Origin of the sequence: Leucobacter chromiireducens, assembly GCF_051993095.1 — a bacterium.
GTDB lineage: Bacteria > Actinomycetota > Actinomycetes > Actinomycetales > Microbacteriaceae > Leucobacter > Leucobacter chromiireducens.
Window position 1 is genome coordinate 820132 of sequence record NZ_CP197024.1, and the last position, 17385, is coordinate 837516.

The window sequence follows — 17385 nt, forward strand, 5'->3', positions numbered from 1 at the left end:
CGGATCAGGATCGGGGCTGCCGCAGCGTGAGCGAGAACACGGCCCCGACAATGCTGACCGCAGCGGCGATGGCGAACAGGGTGGTGAACGGCTCGGCTGCTGCCGCCCCGCCGCCCGCGACTCCCGCGAGCACCGCGGTCGACACTGGGGTGCCGAGTGCGGAACCGACCGTGCGCAGCACGCCGTTCACGCCGAGGGCCGCCGCAATCTCGTCGCGCGGCGCGAGGCTCGCAACGAGATCGGCGACCACCGCAAAGCCGATGCCGTTGCCGAGGCCAATGAGCGAGAAGAACACGACGATCACGGCGAGGCTGCCGGGGGCGAGCGCGACCCCTGCGCTACCGAGCCCCATCACCGCGAGTGCGATGAGGGCGGTGAGTCGGGATCCCGCGCGAGAGATGAGCAACGGCGCAAGCCTGCCGCCGAGGAACACAAGAATGGCGCCCGGCAGGAGGGCGATTCCGGTCTGCGTGACCGAGAAGCCCTGCCCCACGCCGGCCCCGGTGGGAGCCTGCAGCAGCATCGGCAGTCCCACGTAGAAGAGGTACGGAACAAAGCCGAGGAAGAGCGTGAGCCCGTTCGTCACGGCGAGTGCGGGCCGCACGAGCGTGCGCACATCGATGAGGGGCGCTGCGGTGCGCTGCTCGACAAACGCGAGCGCGGTGAACGCGGCGAGCGCGAGGACGAAGAGCCCGATCACCGCAGCGGATCCCCACCCCCAAGCGCTGCCCTGCGAGATGCCCAGCAAGAGCGAGAGGAGCGCGATGGTGAGCAGGATGGTGCCCGGCCAGTCGGTGGGGGTGGCGACCCCGCGCTGCGATGCGGGCACCCACGCGACGAGGAGCGCGATCGAGAGGAGTCCCATGAGCGCGCCCGTGAGGAACAGCCACTGCCAGGACAGGCCTTCGACGATCACGCCGCCGACCACGAGTGCGGCGCCGGCGCCGAGTCCCATCGTGCCGCTCAGGAGGCCGATCGCGCTCCGTTGCGTGCTGCCGTCGGTGTGCCGCCGCACGATGGCAAGCGCGAGCGGGAAGGCGGCCATGCTGGCGCCCTGCAGCACGCGGCCGACGAGCAGGACGGGGAGGGAACCCGCGGTGGCGGCAAGAACAGCGCCCGCGACGAAGAGCGCGAAGGAGACGAGCAGGATCTTGCGGTGCCCATGACGGTCGCCGAGTGAGCCGAGGATCGGGGCGGCGACCGCGCCGCACAGGAGGTAGCTCGTGAGGATCCACCCGGCCACCGAGGGCTCGAGCTCGAACACACGGATGAAGGTCGGGAGTGCGGGGACGAGCAGGGTTTGCATCATCGAGAAGGTGAGCACCGCGATCGCGAGCGCGAACACGAGGCGACCGGAGTGTGCGGCGGGGCGCGCTGCCTGGGTCGTGGGCAGGGGGACTGGTGCGGTGCTCGGCTGAGATGCGGGGGAGGTCATGCGGCTCGAATCTGTGTGAGGTCAAATCTATTCGGAACGGAATGATTCGTTCCGATAGAAGTGTAAGCGAAGTCCGGGTACCGTGGGAAGGGTGAATCTTCCTGAGTCTGACCCCGCGGAGGCTGGCCCGCTCCGCGGTCGCGCCCGCGAGGCTCGGTCCAACGACGAGTCGATCCTCCGCGCTGCCCGCGAGGTCTTCAGTGAGTGGGGGTGGGGGGCGCCCATGTCGGAGATCGCCGCGCGAGCGGGCGCGGGCGTGGCGAGCATCTATCGCCGCTACCCCAGCAAGGTGGAGCTCGTCAACGCGATCCGGGTGCTCTCGCTCGAGGAGATCTGCGCTCTCGCGGAGGCGAGCGCTCAGCTCGGCGGTGCCGACCCGGCCGCCGCATCACCGGACGTGTCCGCCCGCCCCTCGGTGGTGGGTGTCTTCCTGTGTCGTCAGGTCATTGAGGCGCCCGGCTCGCGCATGCCCACCTTCGGGCAGCACGTGGGCACGACGCCGGAGATTGATCGGCTCTCGGATCGGCTCCACGCCGCGCTTTCGGAGCTCGTGCGGATTGATCGGGATCGCGGAGTGATCCCCGCCGACTTTGGCCCCGCCGATGTGATGCTCACCATCACGCACTTGCGGCCGGTGTACGCCGTGCCGCGGGAGCGCGCGAACGAGCTGCACCTCCGCCACCTCGATTTCGTGCTCGCCGGCCTGCGCGCGCGTGCCGCCGGGCAGCGTGTGCCGGGTGCCGCTGATCCCGCCGAGCTCGGTGCGCCGACCAGCTGGGCTGAGTGGCTGCGGCTGAACAATGACGACGATCGCGAGCAGCCGCGCGGCTAGCGCGTGTGCGCGCCGCCCGGTGACCGTCGTTCGGCGCGGTGCGCGGCGACGCGCGTGCGTGTGGCGCAGCTCGGGGAGCAGAAGCGCTGGGGTGCGCGCCGACCCTCGTCGATGAAGGCGCGCTCGCAGCCCGGGGCCGCGCACAGGCCCCAGGCGCCGCGCCCGCGCTCGGCGAACCACTGGGCGAGCGAGGCCGCAGCGAGGGATCGGACGAAATCAGCTGCGCTTGACTCGATTGGGATCGCGGGCCGAGTCGCCCAGCGTCCGTCCGGGAGTTGGGTGAGTTCGGTGGGCGCACCGTGCGCGCGGAGGGCGGCGTTGAGGCTTGCGGCCACTCGCGCCGGATCGTGCTCCGCATAGATTGCGCGCAGCTCTGCCGTGGCCTCGGCAAGGCGCTCCGCGTGGGCGGCGCGTGCGCCAAGTGCCGCATCGCCGTGGGCAGCACTCAGCGCCGCCCAGCGAGTCTGCGCCGCGGCTGCGTCGAGCTCGGCCCACGGCTCGTTCACCACAGCCGTGATGAAGCGGAGGCCGAGTGGCCGGTCGTCGGGTGCGGGGGTTGCGCGGGGAGCTGGCATGCCCCTAGTGTAACGCTATAACCAAGTTTAAGCGTTACGAAAGGAGGGTGTGATGACGAAGCCCTCACCCGAGCGGTACACAGGCGGAACTCTGCACAGCGACGTCCTGATCGTCGGCGGCGGCCCGATCGGTCTCACCCTTGCCGTGCTGCTTCGTGCGCACGGTGTCACCGTGACCGTCGTCGAGGCGCACACCACGCTCTCCACTCACCCGAAAGCCCGGGGCATCTCTGCTCGTTCGATGGAGACCTACCGTTCAGTCGGGCTTGAGTCGGCAATCCGCCAGGCAGCCCTGCCAAGCGACGAAATCCGTTTCTTCCGTGGAGACACGCTTGTCGACCCGCGGTTCAGCCGTTCCGATCCGCCGGCCACGCACGGGAGCGACGCGACCCCGGCGCCCGGTGTGCTCTGTTCGCAGGATGCACTCGAGCCGGTTCTCCTTGCGGCTGCGCGCGACGCGGGAGCCGATGTGCGATTCGGGCAGCGAGTCACCGAGCTGTCGCAGGACCAGGTGGGCGTGAGCGCCGTCGTCGAGGCGGGCGATGGGCAGCGTACGCTGCGCGCGCGAGCACTCATCGGCTGCGATGGCGCAGGGAGCACGGTGCGGCGGGCCACGGGAATCCCACTTCAGGGGGAGCGCGGCCTCGCGAGGTTCCTGTCGATTCGCGTCGTCGCTGACCTCGCCGAGGTGGTGCGTGATCGGGCAGCGGCTTCCTACTTCCTCACCGGCGGCAAGGGTGGCTTTCTCGCGGTCGACAACCGCACCAACTGGGTCTACCAATACCCGCTCCCGGAGGGGAACGACGGCACACAGCTCGCGGACGATCCCGCTGCGCTTGTCCGGCTCGTGCGCGACGCCGCGGGGATCCCGGATCTCGCCGTCGAGGTGCGCGACACGATGGTGTGGCGCATGGACGCGCGCATTGCCGACACGTACCGCGCGGGCCGCGTGTTTCTCGCGGGCGACGCCGCGCACCAGACCCCGCCCACCGGTGGTCACGGAATGAACGTCGGCATCGGTGATGCCGACACGCTCGCGTGGCAGCTTGCGGCAGTGCTGCACGGGGAAGCAGGCGAGGAGCTCCTCGACGCGTACACGGCCGAGCGTCGCCCGGTGGGCGAGACGATCATCGCGATCTCGCGCGGCAACTTCGGGGGACAGTATGGGATCGACGACGAGCTGCTGTTGGGCACCCACTACGGCGCTGCCGAACCGATCGCCGCGGGGGCGTACGCGCCGTCCGGCGCCGTCGGCCGTCGCCTGCCGCACGCGAGGATTGCAGGAGAGCCGCGCGAGGCTTCAACGCTCGACCTCGTCGCGCGCGACTGGCTGGTGCTGCTCGCGGACTCACGTGCGAACGGCACCGCCTGGGTCACAGCGGCTGAGCACGCCGCGGTCGGATTCACCGCGCTCGCGCAGCCGGAGCAATTCGCCGAACGCGCCGGACTTGCGGGGCACGCAATGGATGGCGCGGTTGGGCTGCTCGTGCGCCCCGATGGACACATCGCCGCTCGTCTGGTGCAACCCGACGAGATCTCACCCGCGCTCGCCGCAGCTATGCGGGGCGCACCTACTGGGGCTCCGGCGCGTCCTTGATGAGGTTCGTGATGCGAATCGTGCAGCAGCGCCGACCCTGCTCATCGCTCACGACAATCTCGTGCACGGCGAGCGTGCGGCCGAGGTGCACGGGCGTGCACACTCCGGTCACGTAGCCCTCGGTCGCCGATCGCGTGTGCGTCGCATTGATGTCGATGCCCACCGCGAGGCGGCCAGGGCCGGCGTGCAGATTCGCCGCCATCGAGCCGAGTGACTCACCGAGCACCACGTAGGCGCCGCCGTGGAGAAAGCCGACCGTCTGGCGGTTGCCGCGCACCGGCATGCGTCCAACGGTCCGCTCGACCGTGAACTCCGTGAATTCGATCCCCATTGCCTCCGCGAGCTCGCCCGAGCCGTTCGCGGCCACCCAGTTTTCCGCGCCTGGGAGCGCGGTGCCCACGGGCGCGCTCATGCGCCGACCCCGTTGCCCGATGCGGCTGCGTTTCCCGATGCTGCCACGCCGTGGAACACGGGGCGGCGCTTCTCCTGGAACGCGGCGAAGCCCTCGCGGTAGTCATCCGTGTCGCAGAGCGCTGCCTGCGCGCGGTTCTCCGCAGACATCGACTCCCAGAGGCCGACGCGTTCATCGCGCAGCTGTCGCACGAGCTGCTTCGAAGCGCGGAACGCCTCGGTGGCGCCTGTCGCCGCGGTCGCCGCGACGGTGCGGGTGCGCTCGAGCACCTCATCGTCGGGGAACGACTGCGAGAAGAGTCCGGCCGCCACCGCCTCAGCGCCGCTCATGAGTCGACCCGTGAAGATCAGGTCGAGCGTGCGGTGCGCGCCGAGCCGCTCAACAAACAGTGCGTGGCCGCCAGAGTCGAGCGTTGCGCCGAGGTTTGCGAACGGGCTGCCGATCTTGGCGCTCTCCGCGACGTAGACGACATCGCTCGCAATGAGCAGGCCAAGCCCCACGCCGAGGCAGGCGCCGTGCGCCACCGCAAATGTGGGAGCGGGGAACTCGCTCATCCGCTGGAGGAGTGGTTGCACCCGGCCCTCCAGGTAACCGATCACGTCGTCATTTCGCGGATCGACCCCCGAGATGTCGCGGCCCGCGCTGAACGCGCGCCCCGCGCCTCGCAGCACGAGCGCGCGAACGCCCGCCTGCTCAGCCTGCGCGTAGGCCGCCGACAGCTCGTCAAGCATTGCCGGGCTCAGCGCATTGAGACGCCCGGGTGCGTTCAAGGTGATCTCCGCGACGCCATCGGCGATCGCGAGGTTGACTTCAGGGGGAGCTGTTTCGCTCGTCATCGGAATCCTTCCGTGCTCGGCGTGCGGTTAGGCGTCGTAATCGACGACGAGGCGTTCGGACTGCGGGTGAGACTGACACGTGAGCACGTAGCCGCGCTCAATCTCGTCGGCCTCGAGCGCGTAGTTCTCAGTCATGGAGACGGAGCCCTCGATCACGCGTGCGCGGCACGTGCCGCACACGCCGCCCGCGCAGGCGAACGGCACGTCGGGTCGCACACGCAGCGCCGCGTTCAGCACGGTCTCGTTCGCCGCGACCGGGCTCTCGACGGAAGCCGAAGTGCCGTCGAGCGTGAAGTCGATCACCACGGTCTTCTCGCCGCTGCGCACCTCAACCGGCCGCGCGCGTGGCAGCTGCGCGCCCGGCTCGCCGGTGGTGAAGAGTTCGAAGCGCACGTGCGAGCTCGGCACCTCATGCTCGGCGAGCAGATCGCGGCACAGCTGCACCAGATCGAACGGTCCGCACAGCACCCACTCATCGGCACGACCCACAGGAATCACTTCGCGCAGGATCGTGCGGAGGCGCTCCTCGTCGAGGCGGCCCGAGAGGATGGGGGCCGAGCGCTGCTCGCGTGACAGCACATGGTGCAGCGCGAAGCGTTGCGGATAGCGATCCTTCAGGTCTGCGAGCTCCTCGACAAACATGACGTCGACGGTCGAGCGGTTAGTGAAGAGCAGGTCGAAGCGCGAGGTGTCGCTCTGCGCGAGCACACGGTGCGCCATCGTGATGATGGGCGTGATGCCCGACCCCGCAGCGATGCCGACGACGTGCCGGCCCGCAAGCTCGTCGAGGTTCGAGGTGAACGCGCCCTGCGGAGTCATCACCTGGAGGGTGTCACCCGCCTGCAGCTCATCATTCACCCAGGTGGAGAAGACTCCGCCAAAGTCGCGCTTCACCGCGACGGAGATCTTCCCATCTGCGGGCGGGCGGCAGATCGAGTACGAGCGGCGCAGATCCTCACCATCGATGGTGGTGCGCAGCGCGAGGTGCTGCCCGGCGAGGTAGCGGTAGTCTTCCGCGAGTTCCTGCGGTACCTCAAAGGTCACCTCCACGCTGTTCTCGGTGAGGGGGCGAACCTCGGAAACCCGGAGGTCGTGGAACGTCGCGCGCTTCTTTGCGCCGAGGTTGATGGCGGCCATGATGGTCCCTTCGTTGGCCGCAGCGCGGGGCGCCGCTGCCGGTGAGTCTGGTGAGCTTAGTGAGCCTTGAAGTAGTCAAACGGTTCGAGGCAGGCCTGGCACTCGTAGAGCGACTTGCACGCGGTGGAGCCGAAGCGCGCCACCTCGCGAGTGCGTGTGGAGTGACAGCGCGGGCACTTCACGGCGAGTTGCAGGCGCACGGGACCCTCGCCGAGCGCGGAACGCACGTGCGGAGGAGCGATCCCGTACTCCTCGAGCTTGCGCTTGCCGGCCTCGCTCATCCAGTCCGTCGTCCACGCGGGGGACAGCGTCGTCGAGACGTTGACCTGCGCGTAGCCCGCCTCGTGGAGGCGGGCGGTCACGTCGTCGCGCATCTGATCGATCGCGGGACACCCCGAGTACGTCGGGGTGAGCACCACCTCGGCGCCCGAGTCGGTGGCACGCGCCGCCCGCAGTACGCCGAGATCTTCGATCGTCAGCACTGGCACCTCTGGGTCCGGCACCTGCGCAGCGATATCCCAGACGCGGGCTGCCGCGGGATCGGCGGGGCGCAGTTCGGTTACCATGATGCGCCCGGGTGCCGCCGCGCGAGCCACTGCATCTCCGCGAGAATGTAGCCCATGCGCGTGCTGTGGACGCCGGAGCGGCCGCGTGCCCGCGCGGGCTTCACATCGGGAACCGCGAGGCCCGCCTCGTCGAACACGGTCTCGATCGCGCGGTCGAATCCGGCGCGCAGCGACGACGGGCGAGGCGCGATGCCCTCAAGGCGGTCGTTGAGCGGCTCGTCGGTGAAGAGCTCATCCACGTGCGGCCAGACGCGTTCGATCCCGAGCACCATGCGTTCGCGCGACAGCTCCGTGCCGCCCGCGAGGCGCAGCACCCACTGGGCGGCGTGATCGAGATGGTACGCGACCTCGCGCTCGGCCTTCCCCGCAATCGCGCGCAGCGTCGCATCGGGGCTGTCGAGCAGCGCACGGTAGACCTGAATCTGGTAGGCGGAGAACACGAAGAGTCGCGCGATCGTGTCGCCGAAACCACCGTTCGGCTGCTGCACGAGCCAGCTCGCGCGGAACTCGGGCTCGTCGCGCCAGTAGGCGAGGTCGTCCTCGGAGCGCTCGCTCGCGGTGCCCGCGTAGTGCAGCAGGGCGCGCGCGTGGCCGAGCAGGTCGAGCGCCACGTTCGCGAGCGCCATGTCTTCCTCGAGCTCGGGTGCGCGGCTGATCCACCACGTGAGCTGCTGCGAGTGGATGAGCGCGTCGTCGCCGAGCCAGAGCGCGTACTCCGCGACATCGGGCGAGGCAGTCGAGCCGTCGCCGGGAAGCTCGTCGGCGAGCCGCAGCTCGTCGACGCTGACCGTGCCGTGCTGGGTGTCGAGATCCTGGCTCACAGGTGCTTCACCCCCTCGGCCACCGTGTAGTAGATGGCGTGGCGGTAGTTCTTGCCGGCGGGTGACTCGAAGTACACGCCCTTCGAATCGGGGTCGCTCGTGGTGATCGCCGCGGCCGGCACCACCCAGATCGACACGCCCTCGTTGCGGCGTGTGTAGAGATCACGCGCGTTCCGCAGGGCCATGGCCTCGTCGGGTGCGTGCAGGGATCCGGCGTGCACGTGGCTCAGGCCGCGGTTCGCGCGGATGAACACCTCCCATAGTGGCCAGGCCTCGGTTCCCATTTCTCCGGGTGTCGACATCTTCGTCTCCTTGTCGTGCTGCGTACAGCTGTTGTGCTGCGGAAGAACTATGCGGCGAAGCGTGCGCGCTCGCGCTGCTTGCGGGCGTACTCGACCGCGGCCTCGCGCACCCACTCGCCCTCCTCGTGGGCGGTGCGGCGGTGGTCGAGGCGCTCGGCGTTGGCCGGGCCTCGGCCGTCGAGCACAGCCATGAATTCATCCCAGTCGATGGGGCCTGAGATCCACTGCCCGGTCTCCTCGTCGAAGCGCAGATCGGGATCGGGGCACTCGAGGCCGAGCGCCTCGAACTGCGGAACGCACATGCCCACGAAGCGCTGGCGCAGCTCGTCGTTCGAGAAGCGCTTGATCTTCCACGCCATCGACTGCGCCGAGTTGGGGGACGCGTCGTCGCTCGGGCCGAACATCATGAGCGCCGGCCAGTACCAGCGGTTCACCGCGTCCTGGGCCATCTGCTTCTGCTCGGGGGTGCCGTGCGAGAGCTCGTAGAGGATCTCGAAGCCCTGGCGCTGGTGGAACGACTCTTCCTTGCAGATGCGCACCATGGCGCGACCATACGGGCCGTAGGATGCGCGACAGAGCGGCACCTGGTTGCAGATTGCTGCGCCGTCGACGAGCCAGCCGATGGCGCCCATGTCGGCCCAGGTGGGCGAGTGGTAGTTGAAGATCGAGGAGTAGCGAGCCTTGCCGTCAATGAGCTTCTGCGTCATCTCCTCGCGGCTCACCCCGAGGGTCTGCGCCGCAGAGTAGAGGTAGAGGCCGTGCCCCGCCTCGTCCTGCACCTTTGCGATGAGGATGGCCTTGCGCTTCAGGCTCGGGGCGCGGCTGATCCAGTTCGCCTCGGGCTGCATGCCGATGATCTCGGAGTGCGCGTGCTGCGAGATCTGGCGCACGAGCGTCGCGCGGTACTTCTCGGGCATCCAATCACGCGGCTCGATGCGCTGGTCCGCCTCAATGATGGCGTCGAAGCGTGCCTGCTCCTCGAGCTCTGCCGGGCTCTGGGTCTCGGGTGTTGCCGTGTGTGCCATCTGCTGCCTCCTTGCGTCAGGGCTCTTCCGGTCTGCTTGCGCTGACGCTGGGGTGTCCCGGTCCAGCGCAAGGTGGTAGAGTTGCGGCCAATTGAATTACTTACCGAACATTCAGTGAGTATAGTCTTCCTTGAGTACGATCGCAACGGAGCACCGCCCCAGGGGTTCCCGCGCCGATCACGGACCCCCAACGCAATGGAGCGCACATGAGTTCACTGCCGAACCTGTCTACGATTACAGCCGCGCAGGCGCCGCGGCGCGCGGAGCTGACCGCAGCCGAGATCCCGCTCGATGCGAGCTGGTCTGCCACTGCGATGCTGCGCACCGATACGGCGAAGGAGGCGTTCGGTATTCGTGTGCTCGAGCTCGAGCGTGGCCGAGCAGTGCTCGACATGCTGATTCGCGAGGACATGACGAACGGCTTCGGGATTGCGCACGGCGGCATGGTGTTTACCCTCGCCGATACCGCGTTCGCGTACGCCTGCAACGAGGGGGAGAATGCGGTGGTGGCCTCCGGCGCCGACATTGCTTTCACCCGCGCCACCCATGCTGGCGACCTGCTCACGGCAGTGGCCGAGCGGCGCTGGCTCTCTGGCCGCAACGGACTGTACGACATTACCGTCACCGATCAACACGGCGACACTGTTGCCGAGTTCCGCGGGCGCTCGTTCGCGACCAACCGCGCACTCCCCGTCTCCGGCTGAGCTTTCGAGCTTCCCCGCGCCCCGCCCTGCGAGCGCACACCGCTCACCCCACCCACGTGTCCACCGCCGCACACCTGAAAGAGGACCCATGTCGACCACCTCACGCACGCTCGCCGAGATCGGACTGCACCCGGAGGAGCGCCTCGCGCGCCCCGAGCTGGAGCGCCTGCAGTTGCAGCGCCTGCAGTGGACCGTGCGCCACGCATACGAGAACGTGCCCTTCTACCAGCGCCGCTTCGACGAGGTTGGGGTGCGCCCCGAGGATATCCGCGAGCTGTGTGACGTTGAACGGCTTCCGTTCACCACGAAGAGTGACCTGCGCGACAACTACCCCTTCGGCTTGTTCGCCGTGCCGATGGACCAGGTGCGTCGCGTGCACGCGTCCTCGGGCACAACGGGCAAGCTCACTGTTGTCGGCTACACCGACCAGGATCTGGAGAATTGGGCGGACCTCATCGCCCGCTCGCTGTATGCCTCGGGCGTGCGCCCGGGATGGAAGGTACACAACGCTTACGGCTACGGGCTGTTCACCGGCGGCCTGGGAGCGCACGCCGGGATCGAGCGGCTCGGGTGCACGGTGATCCCGATGTCTGGCGGGCAGACGGAGAAGCAGGTGCAGCTGATCAACGACTTCCAGCCCGAGGCGATCATGTGCACGCCGAGCTACCTGCTGACGATCGCCGACGCGTTCGAGCGTGCCGGCCTCGACCCGCGCAAGTCGAGCCTGAAGGTGGCGATTCTCGGGGCGGAGCCGTGGACCGACTCGATGCGACAGGAGCTGGAGGCACGGCTCGACATCAAGGCCGTCGACATTTACGGGCTGTCCGAGATCATGGGGCCGGGTGTCGGCAATGAGTGCGTCGAGACGCAGGATGGGCCGCACATCTGGGAGGACCACTTCCTGCCCGAGATTATCGATGAGGATCTCCGGCAGGTACCCGATGGGCAGCAGGGCGAGCTTGTCTTCACGACGCTCACGAAGGAAGCCTTCCCGATGATTCGGTACCGGACTCGGGATTTGACCTCGCTCAGCGCCGGCACCGCGCGGCCCGGTCACCGCCGCATCGCAAAGATTACGGGACGCAATGACGACATGATCATCCTGCGTGGCGTGAATCTCTTCCCCACGCAGATTGAGGAGATTGCGTGCGAGATCCCCGCGCTCACGCCGCACTTCATTCTTGAGCTGTCGCGCCGTGGCACGATGGACCACCTGGTCGTCAAGATCGAGCCGTCGATCGACGCGGGCCCGGCCGAGGCGGAGTCGGCCCTGCGTCTCCTGCAGAAGCGCATCAAAGATCGGGTGGGAACCTCCCTTGGGGTCGAGCTTGTGGCGTGCGGCAGTCTGCCCCGCTCCGAAGGAAAGCTGAAGCGTTTGTACGACCTGAGGTAGCTTGGGTGGGTGCGGGCTTCTCGCCCGCACCCAAGCGCTGGGCGCCTGCGGAGGCGCGGGCCGGGAAGGAGTGGCCGATGGGGGCTTCCGAGGTGGCGACAGCAAGCCGACGTGGTCGGCCGGGCTACGACCAGAACAGCATGCTCGAGATCATTGTCGAGCTCTTTATGGACCGCGGGTATGACGCGTCGTCTCTCGACATGATCGCGAAGCGGCTGGGGCTCTCGAAGTCGGCCGTGTACCACCACTTCTCGTCAAAGGCGGAGATGCTGGAGATCGCGCTGGATCGCGTGCTCGGCGAGCTTGAGCGTGTGTTCGACGAGGCTGAGTCCGAAGAGACCGATGCCGTGCTCAAGATTCGCCGCATCGTGCGGGGGGCGGTGACCGTCGCCTGCGAGCGGCGGCAATACCTCACGCTGCTGCTGCGCCTGCACGGAAACTCCGATGTCGAGCTGCGAGCGCTCGCGCGGCGGCGGGAACTCACCGCGCGGCTGAGCCGAGTGTTCGAGCAGGCCCGCGCTGAGGGCAGCGTGCGTGACGATGTGGCGCCGCCGATCGCGGCCCGCCTCACTTTCGGTCTCGTGAACTCGCTCGTCGAGTGGTATCGCCCCGATGGTCCGGAGACCCCTGAGCAGCTCGCCGACACCGTGCTGAAGTATGTGCGCACGGGTCTGCGTGTGAACGAGGAGCGCGACTTCCGCTAGCCTCGCCGCGCTCGGGAGCCTCCCCGCCCGCAGGCAAGCTACCCGACGGGGCGTTGGTTCAGGGTGAGGTTGGGTCCGGGTGTAGGAGCTCTGAGTGCAGGAGCTCGGGTTGCGGTTGGTCCGCGTCGAGCATGCCCTCCAAGAACTTAATGACGGTTGCGCGTTCCTCGGGCTCGAGCGCCGCGGCCACCGCGAACCGGCGCGCGTGCTGCCGACCAATCGTGTTGCTCGCCGTGCGTCGCGTCGACTCGGTCACCTCGATGCACACGGTGCGGCGATCGCTCGGGTGGGGGGATCGGGTGAGGTGACCTGCGGCGATCAGGCGATCCACCAGCTTTGTGGTGGAAGCGCTCGAGATATCGACCGAGCGAGCGATGTCCTTGGGGGTGACGACCTCACCGCGCTGCTGTGCGGCCATGATCATGCGGATGGCGCGCATGTCGGTCTCGTTGAGTCGCATGTAATCCGCGGAGAGCCTCGCGAGTGCTCGGCCGGCCTCCTGCCACGCACCCAAGGCCTCCATGACCGCGAACGCCTGGGTGGTGTCTTCGGTGCTGAGCTCGTGGGCATCGAGCGTGCTTGGCGCGATGGATCGCTGGCGTATCGATGCGCGCTCCTCGCTGCTGTGGACCATTCTCCAAGTATACGATTTCTCGCCAAACTAATCTTTCGCTAAGCTAACGAAATGTGGTGTCGTGCAAGTCGGCAGAGCGTTCCGTCACATGTTCGCGGGCTGGCGCGACACCACAGCCATCTACCCCGGCTGAGTTGGAGAGCGCAATGAATGACACGTGCCCACAGGAGATCTCGAATTCCACAACTTCGCGGCGGGAGGAGAAGCCACCTCAGGCCACGCGCGTGCACGTAGCTCCCGGAGCCCATGTGGCGTCCGCCACTCCGGCTGCGCAGAGTGGTGAGGCTCATATTGAGCGACCCGGAAGCTACGACGCGGTGCTGCTTTCGGGTTTCGGGGGACCGGAGGCCCAAGAAGACGTGTTGCCGTTCCTGCGCAACGTCACGCGCGGTCGCGGGATCCCGGACGAGCGGCTCGAGGAGGTTGCCCATCACTACCGCGCATTCGGCGGAGTGAGTCCCATCAACGACCACAACCGGGAGCTCCAGGCCGCGCTCGCCGCAGCGCTCGAAGCCGCCGGGATCGACTTGCCCGTCTACTGGGGCAACCGCAACTGGGCGCCGTACCTCGATGACGTGCTGGCGCAGGCGGCGAGTGATGGTGTGCGTCGGCTGCTGGCTATTCCCACAAGTGCGTACTCGTCGTACTCCTCGTGTCGACAGTATCGCGAGGACTGGGCCGACGCGTTGGAATCTGCTGGGCTGCAGGAACAGCTACAGATCGACAAGGTGCGGCAGTTCTTCTCGCACCCCGGTTTTGTGCAGCCGTTTGTTGCGGGGGTGACCGCCGCGGTGGCGGAAGCGGAAGCGGCGGGTCACGCGCGCGCTCAGATCGAAGTGTTGTTCTCGACGCACAGCATTCCGAGCGCCGACGCCGAGAACTCGGGGGCCGGCCTCTTTGCCGAGGTTGACGGTGGTGGCTATGCGGCGCAGCACCTCGCGGTCGCTGAACGAATCATGGAGGAGGCTGCGCCTGAGGTGGCCTGGCAGCTGGTGTACCAGTCGCGCTCGGGCGCCCCGTCAACGCCCTGGCTTGAACCGGACATCAACGATGCGATTGCGGAGCTCGAGTCGCGCAGCGCGGTGATCATCGTGCCCGTTGGGTTCGTGAGCGACCACCTCGAAGTGCTCTGGGACCTGGACCGGGAGGCGCGCGAGACCGCAGAAGAGCACGGGCTGTGGGTTCGCCGCGTTGCAACCCCGGGCGTGGATCCCGCGTTCGTTGACGGCCTGGTCGATCTCGTGCGAGAACGGGTGATCGGCCGTCCCGTCGGTCAGCGTGCGAACACCACGCGCATTGGTCCCTGGTTCGACGTCTGTCGCCCGGGCTGCTGCGCGAAGGGTGGGGCCGTCCCGCGCCCGGCAATCGCGGAGTTGATCCCGAGAGAGGGTTAGCCGCCCCGCCCGCGGCGACGAGGGTAGATGGGGAGAATGCTGGAGCTACGCGGCGGCCGGCTCCGGCGTCTTCGAGACCAGGGTGAGTACGTCGTAGGTCGCCACGATCTCGTCGTTCTGGTTGGTGAGCACCGCGTCCCAGTGCACCTCGCCGTACTCGTCAGTCTCGCGCGGCACGATCTGCTTCGCGGTGAGCGCCACGCGCACCCGATCGCCGGGGGAGACTGGCGTGATGAAGCGCAGGCTCTCGAGCCCGTAGTTTGCGAGCACGGGCCCGGGCTCCGGTGAGACGAACAGCCCGGCCGCAAAGGACAGCAGCAGGTAGCCGTGCGCCACGCGGCCCGGGAAAAACGGGTTCGCGGCCGCGGCCTCCTCGTCCATGTGTGCGTAGAACGTGTCGCCCGTGAACTCGGCGAAGTGCGAGATGTCATCGAGGGTGACCTCGCGCGGCTCAGAGACCACCTGATCGCCGATGCGCAGATCCTGCAGCGACTTGCGGAACGGGTGTACATCATCGCGCGTTGCGGCGCCAGCGTGCCACACGCCCGTGATTGCGGTGAGCATCTCAGGGCTCCCCTGGATTGCGGTGCGCTGCATGTAGTGGAACACCGAGCGCACGCCGCCCAGCTCCTCGCCGCCACCGGCGCGGCCGGGGCCGCCGTGTACGAGGTTTGGCAGCGGGGAGCCGTGACCCGTCGACGCGCGCGCGCTCGTGCGGTCGAGCGTGAGCACGCGGCCGTTGCCCGAAGCGATGCGCCGGGTGAGCTGTGCGACGAACTCGGGGTCTGCCGACGCCACACTCGTGACGAGCGAGCCACCGCCGCGGGCGACGAGCTCGGCGGCCTGGGCGGGCGAATCGTACGTGATCACCGACGACACCGGACCAAACGCCTCGGTGTCGTGCACGCGTGCCGCGGTCGCGTCAGCAAAGCGGAGCAGGATCGGGTCAAGGAATGCCCCGCCCGCGCCACCGTCGCCTGCCTCCTGCCCGCCGCCCAACACGATGCGTCCGCCGCCGTCGACGAGCGCCTGCACCTGTCGGAGTACCTCGGCGCGCTGTTCAGCGGATGCGAGCGCGCCCATCGTGACCCCTTCGGTGCGCGGATCGCCGACGACGACCTTCGCGGCGATCCGCTCGGCCACGGCCGCCTCGACGGCGTCGGCGAGCTCGGCGGGCACAATCGCGCGCCGGATCGCGGTGCACTTCTGCCCGGCCTTCGTGGTCATTTCGGCGACGAGCTGGCGCACATAGCCGTCGAACTCAGGCGTGCCGGGGGCCGCATCGGGGCCGAGCACGGAAGCGTTGATCGAGTCGGTCTCCGCGCCGAAGATGACGCCACCCGTCTGCACAGCGGGGTGCAGGCGCAGGCTCTCCGCGGTGGATGCGGAGCCCGTAAACGACACCACGTCGCCGAGCTGCGCGTGCTCAAACACATCCCGGATCGAGCCGGTGACCAGCTGCACGGCGCCCTCGGGCAGCAGACCCGACTCCACCATGATGCGCACCATCTGCTCGGTGAGGTACGCGCCCGGCGTTGCCGGCTTGATGATGGTGGGCATGCCCGCGAGGAAAGCGGGCGCGAGCTTTTCGAGCGCGCCCCACACCGGGAAGTTGAACGCATTGATCTGCACGGCGACACCCGGCAGCGTCGTGCGGATATGGCGGCCGATGAACGAGCCATCCTTCGACAGCGGCTCGACCGGACCGTCCAACTGCACGCGGGCATTCGGCAGCTCGCGGCGGCCCTTGCCCGAGTACGTGAAGAGCACGCCGATGCCGCCGTCGATGTCGACCCACGAGTCGGTCTTCGTTGCGCCCGTGCGTGTGGACAGCTCGTACAGTTCGGCCTTGCGTTCGGTCAGCGCCAGCGCGAGCTGCTTGAGGATGACGGCGCGCTGGTGGAAGGTGAGCGCGCCGAGGCTCGCCTGCCCGGTTTCGCGCGCGTAGGCCATCGCCCCCGCAAGGTCGAGGCCGGCGCTCGAGACGAGGGCGACGGCCTCACCCGTCACCGCATCGCGCACCTCGGCGGCGGGCGTGGCGGCGAGGTCCGCAGCGGCGGGCTGCCACCAGGCGCCCTGGACGTAGCTTTGCAGCGTGCGTGTCATGGGGTGCTCCGTTCGGAAGGGGTGTCGGGCCAGTCGTAGAAGCCGGCGCCGGTCTTGCGGCCGAGCCTGCCCGCGGCGACCATGTCGCGCAGCAGCTGCGGCGGGGTGAAGTTCGGCCCGAGATCCCGCTCGAGCTGCTCGGCGATACCGAGCCGCACGTCGAGGCCGACGATGTCGGTGGTGCGGAGCGGGCCGGTGGGGTGGCGGTACCCCAGTTCCATCGCCAGATCGATGTCTGCGGCGGAGGCCACGCCCTGCTCCACCATGCGGATCGCCTCGAGCGCGAGCGCGACGCCCAGCCGGCTCGACGCGAAGCCGGGGGCATCGGCGACCGTGATGGGGGTCTTACCGAGCGCGCGCACCCAGGAGCGTGCCCGCTCGGGCAGCGCCTCGTCGGTGGTGTCACACACGACCACTTCGATGAGTGAGGACGCGGGGACGGGGTTGAAGAAGTGCAGGCCAATGAAGCGGGCGGGATCGGCGAGGGCGCCGGAGAGCTGCGAGAGTGGGATCGACGAGGTGTTCGACGCGATCACCGCGGTGGGGTCCACCTGCGCCTCGATGCCGCTCAGCGCGGAGAGCTTGAGCTCGAGCGACTCGGGCACGGCCTCGACGACGAGCTCGGTACCCGCAAATGCTGCCGAGTTGGTCGCGACGGTGAGCGCGGCGCGAAGCGCTCGTGCGTCACCGGTGAAGCCGCGAGCGATCGACGCGTCGATGCTGCGCTCGATGCGCTCGCGCGCAGCCGATGCGGCGGCGTCGTCACGCTCGACGACGGTGACAGCGGCGCCGGCGACCAGGAACGCGTGCGCAATGCCGCCGCCCATCCGGCCGCCGCCGAGCACCCCGACGCGTGCCGGTACGGTGTCGAGGCGGGCGCTCGAATCCTGCGTGTCAGTCTGCGCGGCCATC

Annotated in this window: 18 protein-coding genes; 6 read left to right on the plus strand and 12 right to left on the minus strand. The window is 68.5% G+C overall.

Translation table 11 applies throughout. The features are described 5' to 3' along the window. Nucleotides 1-4: 4 nt before the first annotated feature. Nucleotides 5-1435, minus strand: a complete 1431-nt coding sequence (locus ACR81A_RS03605; protein ID WP_440312643.1) for an MFS transporter — start codon at nucleotides 1433-1435, stop codon at nucleotides 5-7. A gap of 91 nt (nucleotides 1436-1526) precedes the next feature. Between ACR81A_RS03605 and ACR81A_RS03610 the strand changes: the two genes are divergently transcribed. Next, nucleotides 1527-2267 carry a helix-turn-helix domain-containing protein gene (locus tag ACR81A_RS03610; protein WP_440312644.1) on the plus strand — a complete coding sequence of 247 codons (741 nt, stop codon included), beginning with the start codon at nucleotides 1527-1529 and terminating at the stop codon, nucleotides 2265-2267. Here the strand turns inward: ACR81A_RS03610 and ACR81A_RS03615 are convergent. Then, nucleotides 2264-2842, minus strand: a complete 579-nt coding sequence (locus tag ACR81A_RS03615) for a CGNR zinc finger domain-containing protein (RefSeq protein ID WP_440312645.1) — start codon at nucleotides 2840-2842, stop codon at nucleotides 2264-2266. The two genes, ACR81A_RS03610 and ACR81A_RS03615, sit on opposite strands and share 4 nt — an antisense overlap. A 52-nt stretch (nucleotides 2843-2894) precedes the next feature. Here ACR81A_RS03615 and ACR81A_RS03620 point away from each other — a divergent pair, with 52 nt between their 5' ends. Next, on the plus strand, nucleotides 2895-4439 hold the full coding sequence (locus tag ACR81A_RS03620) for an FAD-dependent monooxygenase (protein WP_440312646.1): 1545 nt from the start codon (nucleotides 2895-2897) through the stop codon (nucleotides 4437-4439). Here the strand turns inward: ACR81A_RS03620 and ACR81A_RS03625 are convergent. The 7 genes from ACR81A_RS03625 to paaA are packed head-to-tail and all read right to left on the minus strand — an operon-like array spanning nucleotide 4414 to nucleotide 9538. Next, nucleotides 4414-4851 (minus strand): hotdog fold thioesterase, encoded by a 438-nt coding sequence (locus ACR81A_RS03625; protein ID WP_440312647.1) that lies wholly within the window; start codon nucleotides 4849-4851, stop codon nucleotides 4414-4416. The two genes, ACR81A_RS03620 and ACR81A_RS03625, sit on opposite strands and share 26 nt — an antisense overlap. Then, nucleotides 4848-5687, minus strand: coding sequence for an enoyl-CoA hydratase/isomerase family protein (locus tag ACR81A_RS03630; protein ID WP_440312648.1), 840 nt, complete (start codon nucleotides 5685-5687; stop codon nucleotides 4848-4850). The genes ACR81A_RS03625 and ACR81A_RS03630 overlap by 4 nt, the downstream gene beginning before the upstream one ends. A gap of 27 nt (nucleotides 5688-5714) precedes the next feature. Further along, complete coding sequence (paaE, locus tag ACR81A_RS03635) at nucleotides 5715-6824, minus strand: 1,2-phenylacetyl-CoA epoxidase subunit PaaE (RefSeq protein ID WP_440312649.1); 1110 nt, start codon at nucleotides 6822-6824, stop codon at nucleotides 5715-5717. 56 nt (nucleotides 6825-6880) lie between these two features. Beyond that, nucleotides 6881-7390, minus strand: a complete 510-nt coding sequence (gene paaD, locus ACR81A_RS03640; RefSeq protein ID WP_440313125.1) for a 1,2-phenylacetyl-CoA epoxidase subunit PaaD — start codon at nucleotides 7388-7390, stop codon at nucleotides 6881-6883. Beyond that, a complete protein-coding gene (gene paaC / locus ACR81A_RS03645) occupies nucleotides 7384-8211 on the minus strand; it encodes a 1,2-phenylacetyl-CoA epoxidase subunit PaaC (RefSeq protein ID WP_440312650.1) in 828 nt (275 codons plus the stop codon). The genes paaD and paaC overlap by 7 nt, the downstream gene beginning before the upstream one ends. Then, nucleotides 8208-8513 (minus strand): 1,2-phenylacetyl-CoA epoxidase subunit PaaB, encoded by a 306-nt coding sequence (gene paaB / locus ACR81A_RS03650; protein WP_025134813.1) that lies wholly within the window; start codon nucleotides 8511-8513, stop codon nucleotides 8208-8210. The genes paaC and paaB overlap by 4 nt, the downstream gene beginning before the upstream one ends. Nucleotides 8514-8560: 47 nt before the next feature. Further along, nucleotides 8561-9538 carry a 1,2-phenylacetyl-CoA epoxidase subunit PaaA gene (gene paaA, locus ACR81A_RS03655; protein WP_440312651.1) on the minus strand — a complete coding sequence of 326 codons (978 nt, stop codon included), beginning with the start codon at nucleotides 9536-9538 and terminating at the stop codon, nucleotides 8561-8563. Between the two features lie 206 nt (nucleotides 9539-9744). Here paaA and paaI point away from each other — a divergent pair, with 206 nt between their 5' ends. The 3 genes from paaI (at nucleotide 9745) to ACR81A_RS03670 (ending at nucleotide 12339) form a co-directional block, all read left to right on the plus strand. Next, nucleotides 9745-10242 (plus strand): hydroxyphenylacetyl-CoA thioesterase PaaI, encoded by a 498-nt coding sequence (paaI, locus tag ACR81A_RS03660; RefSeq protein WP_440312652.1) that lies wholly within the window; start codon nucleotides 9745-9747, stop codon nucleotides 10240-10242. 88 nt (nucleotides 10243-10330) lie between these two features. Beyond that, the gene (gene paaK, locus ACR81A_RS03665; RefSeq protein ID WP_440312653.1) at nucleotides 10331-11635 is read left to right on the plus strand and encodes a phenylacetate--CoA ligase PaaK; all 1305 of its coding nucleotides are present in this window, start codon (nucleotides 10331-10333) and stop codon (nucleotides 11633-11635) included. A 77-nt stretch (nucleotides 11636-11712) separates the two neighbouring features. Beyond that, nucleotides 11713-12339 (plus strand): TetR/AcrR family transcriptional regulator, encoded by a 627-nt coding sequence (locus ACR81A_RS03670; RefSeq protein ID WP_440312654.1) that lies wholly within the window; start codon nucleotides 11713-11715, stop codon nucleotides 12337-12339. Nucleotides 12340-12397: 58 nt separating this feature from the next. On the opposite strand, the gene ACR81A_RS03675 is transcribed toward ACR81A_RS03670, so the two are convergent. Next, the gene (locus tag ACR81A_RS03675) at nucleotides 12398-12973 is read right to left on the minus strand and encodes a MarR family winged helix-turn-helix transcriptional regulator (protein ID WP_440312655.1); all 576 of its coding nucleotides are present in this window, start codon (nucleotides 12971-12973) and stop codon (nucleotides 12398-12400) included. A gap of 146 nt (nucleotides 12974-13119) precedes the next feature. Between ACR81A_RS03675 and ACR81A_RS03680 the strand changes: the two genes are divergently transcribed. After that, entirely contained in the window at nucleotides 13120-14367 is a 1248-nt protein-coding gene (locus ACR81A_RS03680) for a ferrochelatase (RefSeq protein ID WP_440312656.1), read from the plus strand. A 45-nt stretch (nucleotides 14368-14412) separates the two neighbouring features. Here ACR81A_RS03680 and paaZ read toward each other — a convergent pair whose 3' ends face one another. Beyond that, nucleotides 14413-16473, minus strand: a complete 2061-nt coding sequence (paaZ, locus tag ACR81A_RS03685; RefSeq protein WP_440312657.1) for a phenylacetic acid degradation bifunctional protein PaaZ — start codon at nucleotides 16471-16473, stop codon at nucleotides 14413-14415. Next, nucleotides 16470-17384 (minus strand): 3-hydroxyacyl-CoA dehydrogenase family protein, encoded by a 915-nt coding sequence (locus ACR81A_RS03690; RefSeq protein ID WP_440312658.1) that lies wholly within the window; start codon nucleotides 17382-17384, stop codon nucleotides 16470-16472. Before ACR81A_RS03690 ends, paaZ begins: the two co-directional genes overlap by 4 nt. Nucleotide 17385: the final 1 nt, after the last annotated feature.

What these genes read in the sequence shown, in the direction of transcription:
- paaI (WP_440312652.1), top strand. Translation starts at nt 9,745, where the DNA reads ATGAGTTCACTGCCGAACCTGTCTACGATTACAGCCGCGCAGGCGCCG.
- ACR81A_RS03625 (WP_440312647.1), bottom strand. Translation starts at nt 4,851, where the DNA reads ATGAGCGCGCCCGTGGGCACCGCGCTCCCAGGCGCGGAAAACTGGGTG.
- ACR81A_RS03630 (WP_440312648.1), bottom strand. Translation starts at nt 5,687, where the DNA reads ATGACGAGCGAAACAGCTCCCCCTGAAGTCAACCTCGCGATCGCCGAT.
- paaA (WP_440312651.1), bottom strand. Translation starts at nt 9,538, where the DNA reads ATGGCACACACGGCAACACCCGAGACCCAGAGCCCGGCAGAGCTCGAG.
- paaE (WP_440312649.1), bottom strand. Translation starts at nt 6,824, where the DNA reads ATGGCCGCCATCAACCTCGGCGCAAAGAAGCGCGCGACGTTCCACGAC.
- ACR81A_RS03620 (WP_440312646.1), top strand. Translation starts at nt 2,895, where the DNA reads ATGACGAAGCCCTCACCCGAGCGGTACACAGGCGGAACTCTGCACAGC.
- paaZ (WP_440312657.1), bottom strand. Translation starts at nt 16,473, where the DNA reads ATGACACGCACGCTGCAAAGCTACGTCCAGGGCGCCTGGTGGCAGCCC.
- ACR81A_RS03680 (WP_440312656.1), top strand. Translation starts at nt 13,120, where the DNA reads ATGAATGACACGTGCCCACAGGAGATCTCGAATTCCACAACTTCGCGG.
- paaK (WP_440312653.1), top strand. Translation starts at nt 10,331, where the DNA reads ATGTCGACCACCTCACGCACGCTCGCCGAGATCGGACTGCACCCGGAG.
- paaD (WP_440313125.1), bottom strand. Translation starts at nt 7,390, where the DNA reads ATGGTAACCGAACTGCGCCCCGCCGATCCCGCGGCAGCCCGCGTCTGG.
- paaB (WP_025134813.1), bottom strand. Translation starts at nt 8,513, where the DNA reads ATGTCGACACCCGGAGAAATGGGAACCGAGGCCTGGCCACTATGGGAG.
- ACR81A_RS03615 (WP_440312645.1), bottom strand. Translation starts at nt 2,842, where the DNA reads ATGCCAGCTCCCCGCGCAACCCCCGCACCCGACGACCGGCCACTCGGC.
- ACR81A_RS03670 (WP_440312654.1), top strand. Translation starts at nt 11,713, where the DNA reads ATGGGGGCTTCCGAGGTGGCGACAGCAAGCCGACGTGGTCGGCCGGGC.
- ACR81A_RS03675 (WP_440312655.1), bottom strand. Translation starts at nt 12,973, where the DNA reads ATGGTCCACAGCAGCGAGGAGCGCGCATCGATACGCCAGCGATCCATC.
- ACR81A_RS03690 (WP_440312658.1), bottom strand. Translation starts at nt 17,384, where the DNA reads ATGGCCGCGCAGACTGACACGCAGGATTCGAGCGCCCGCCTCGACACC.
- ACR81A_RS03605 (WP_440312643.1), bottom strand. Translation starts at nt 1,435, where the DNA reads ATGACCTCCCCCGCATCTCAGCCGAGCACCGCACCAGTCCCCCTGCCC.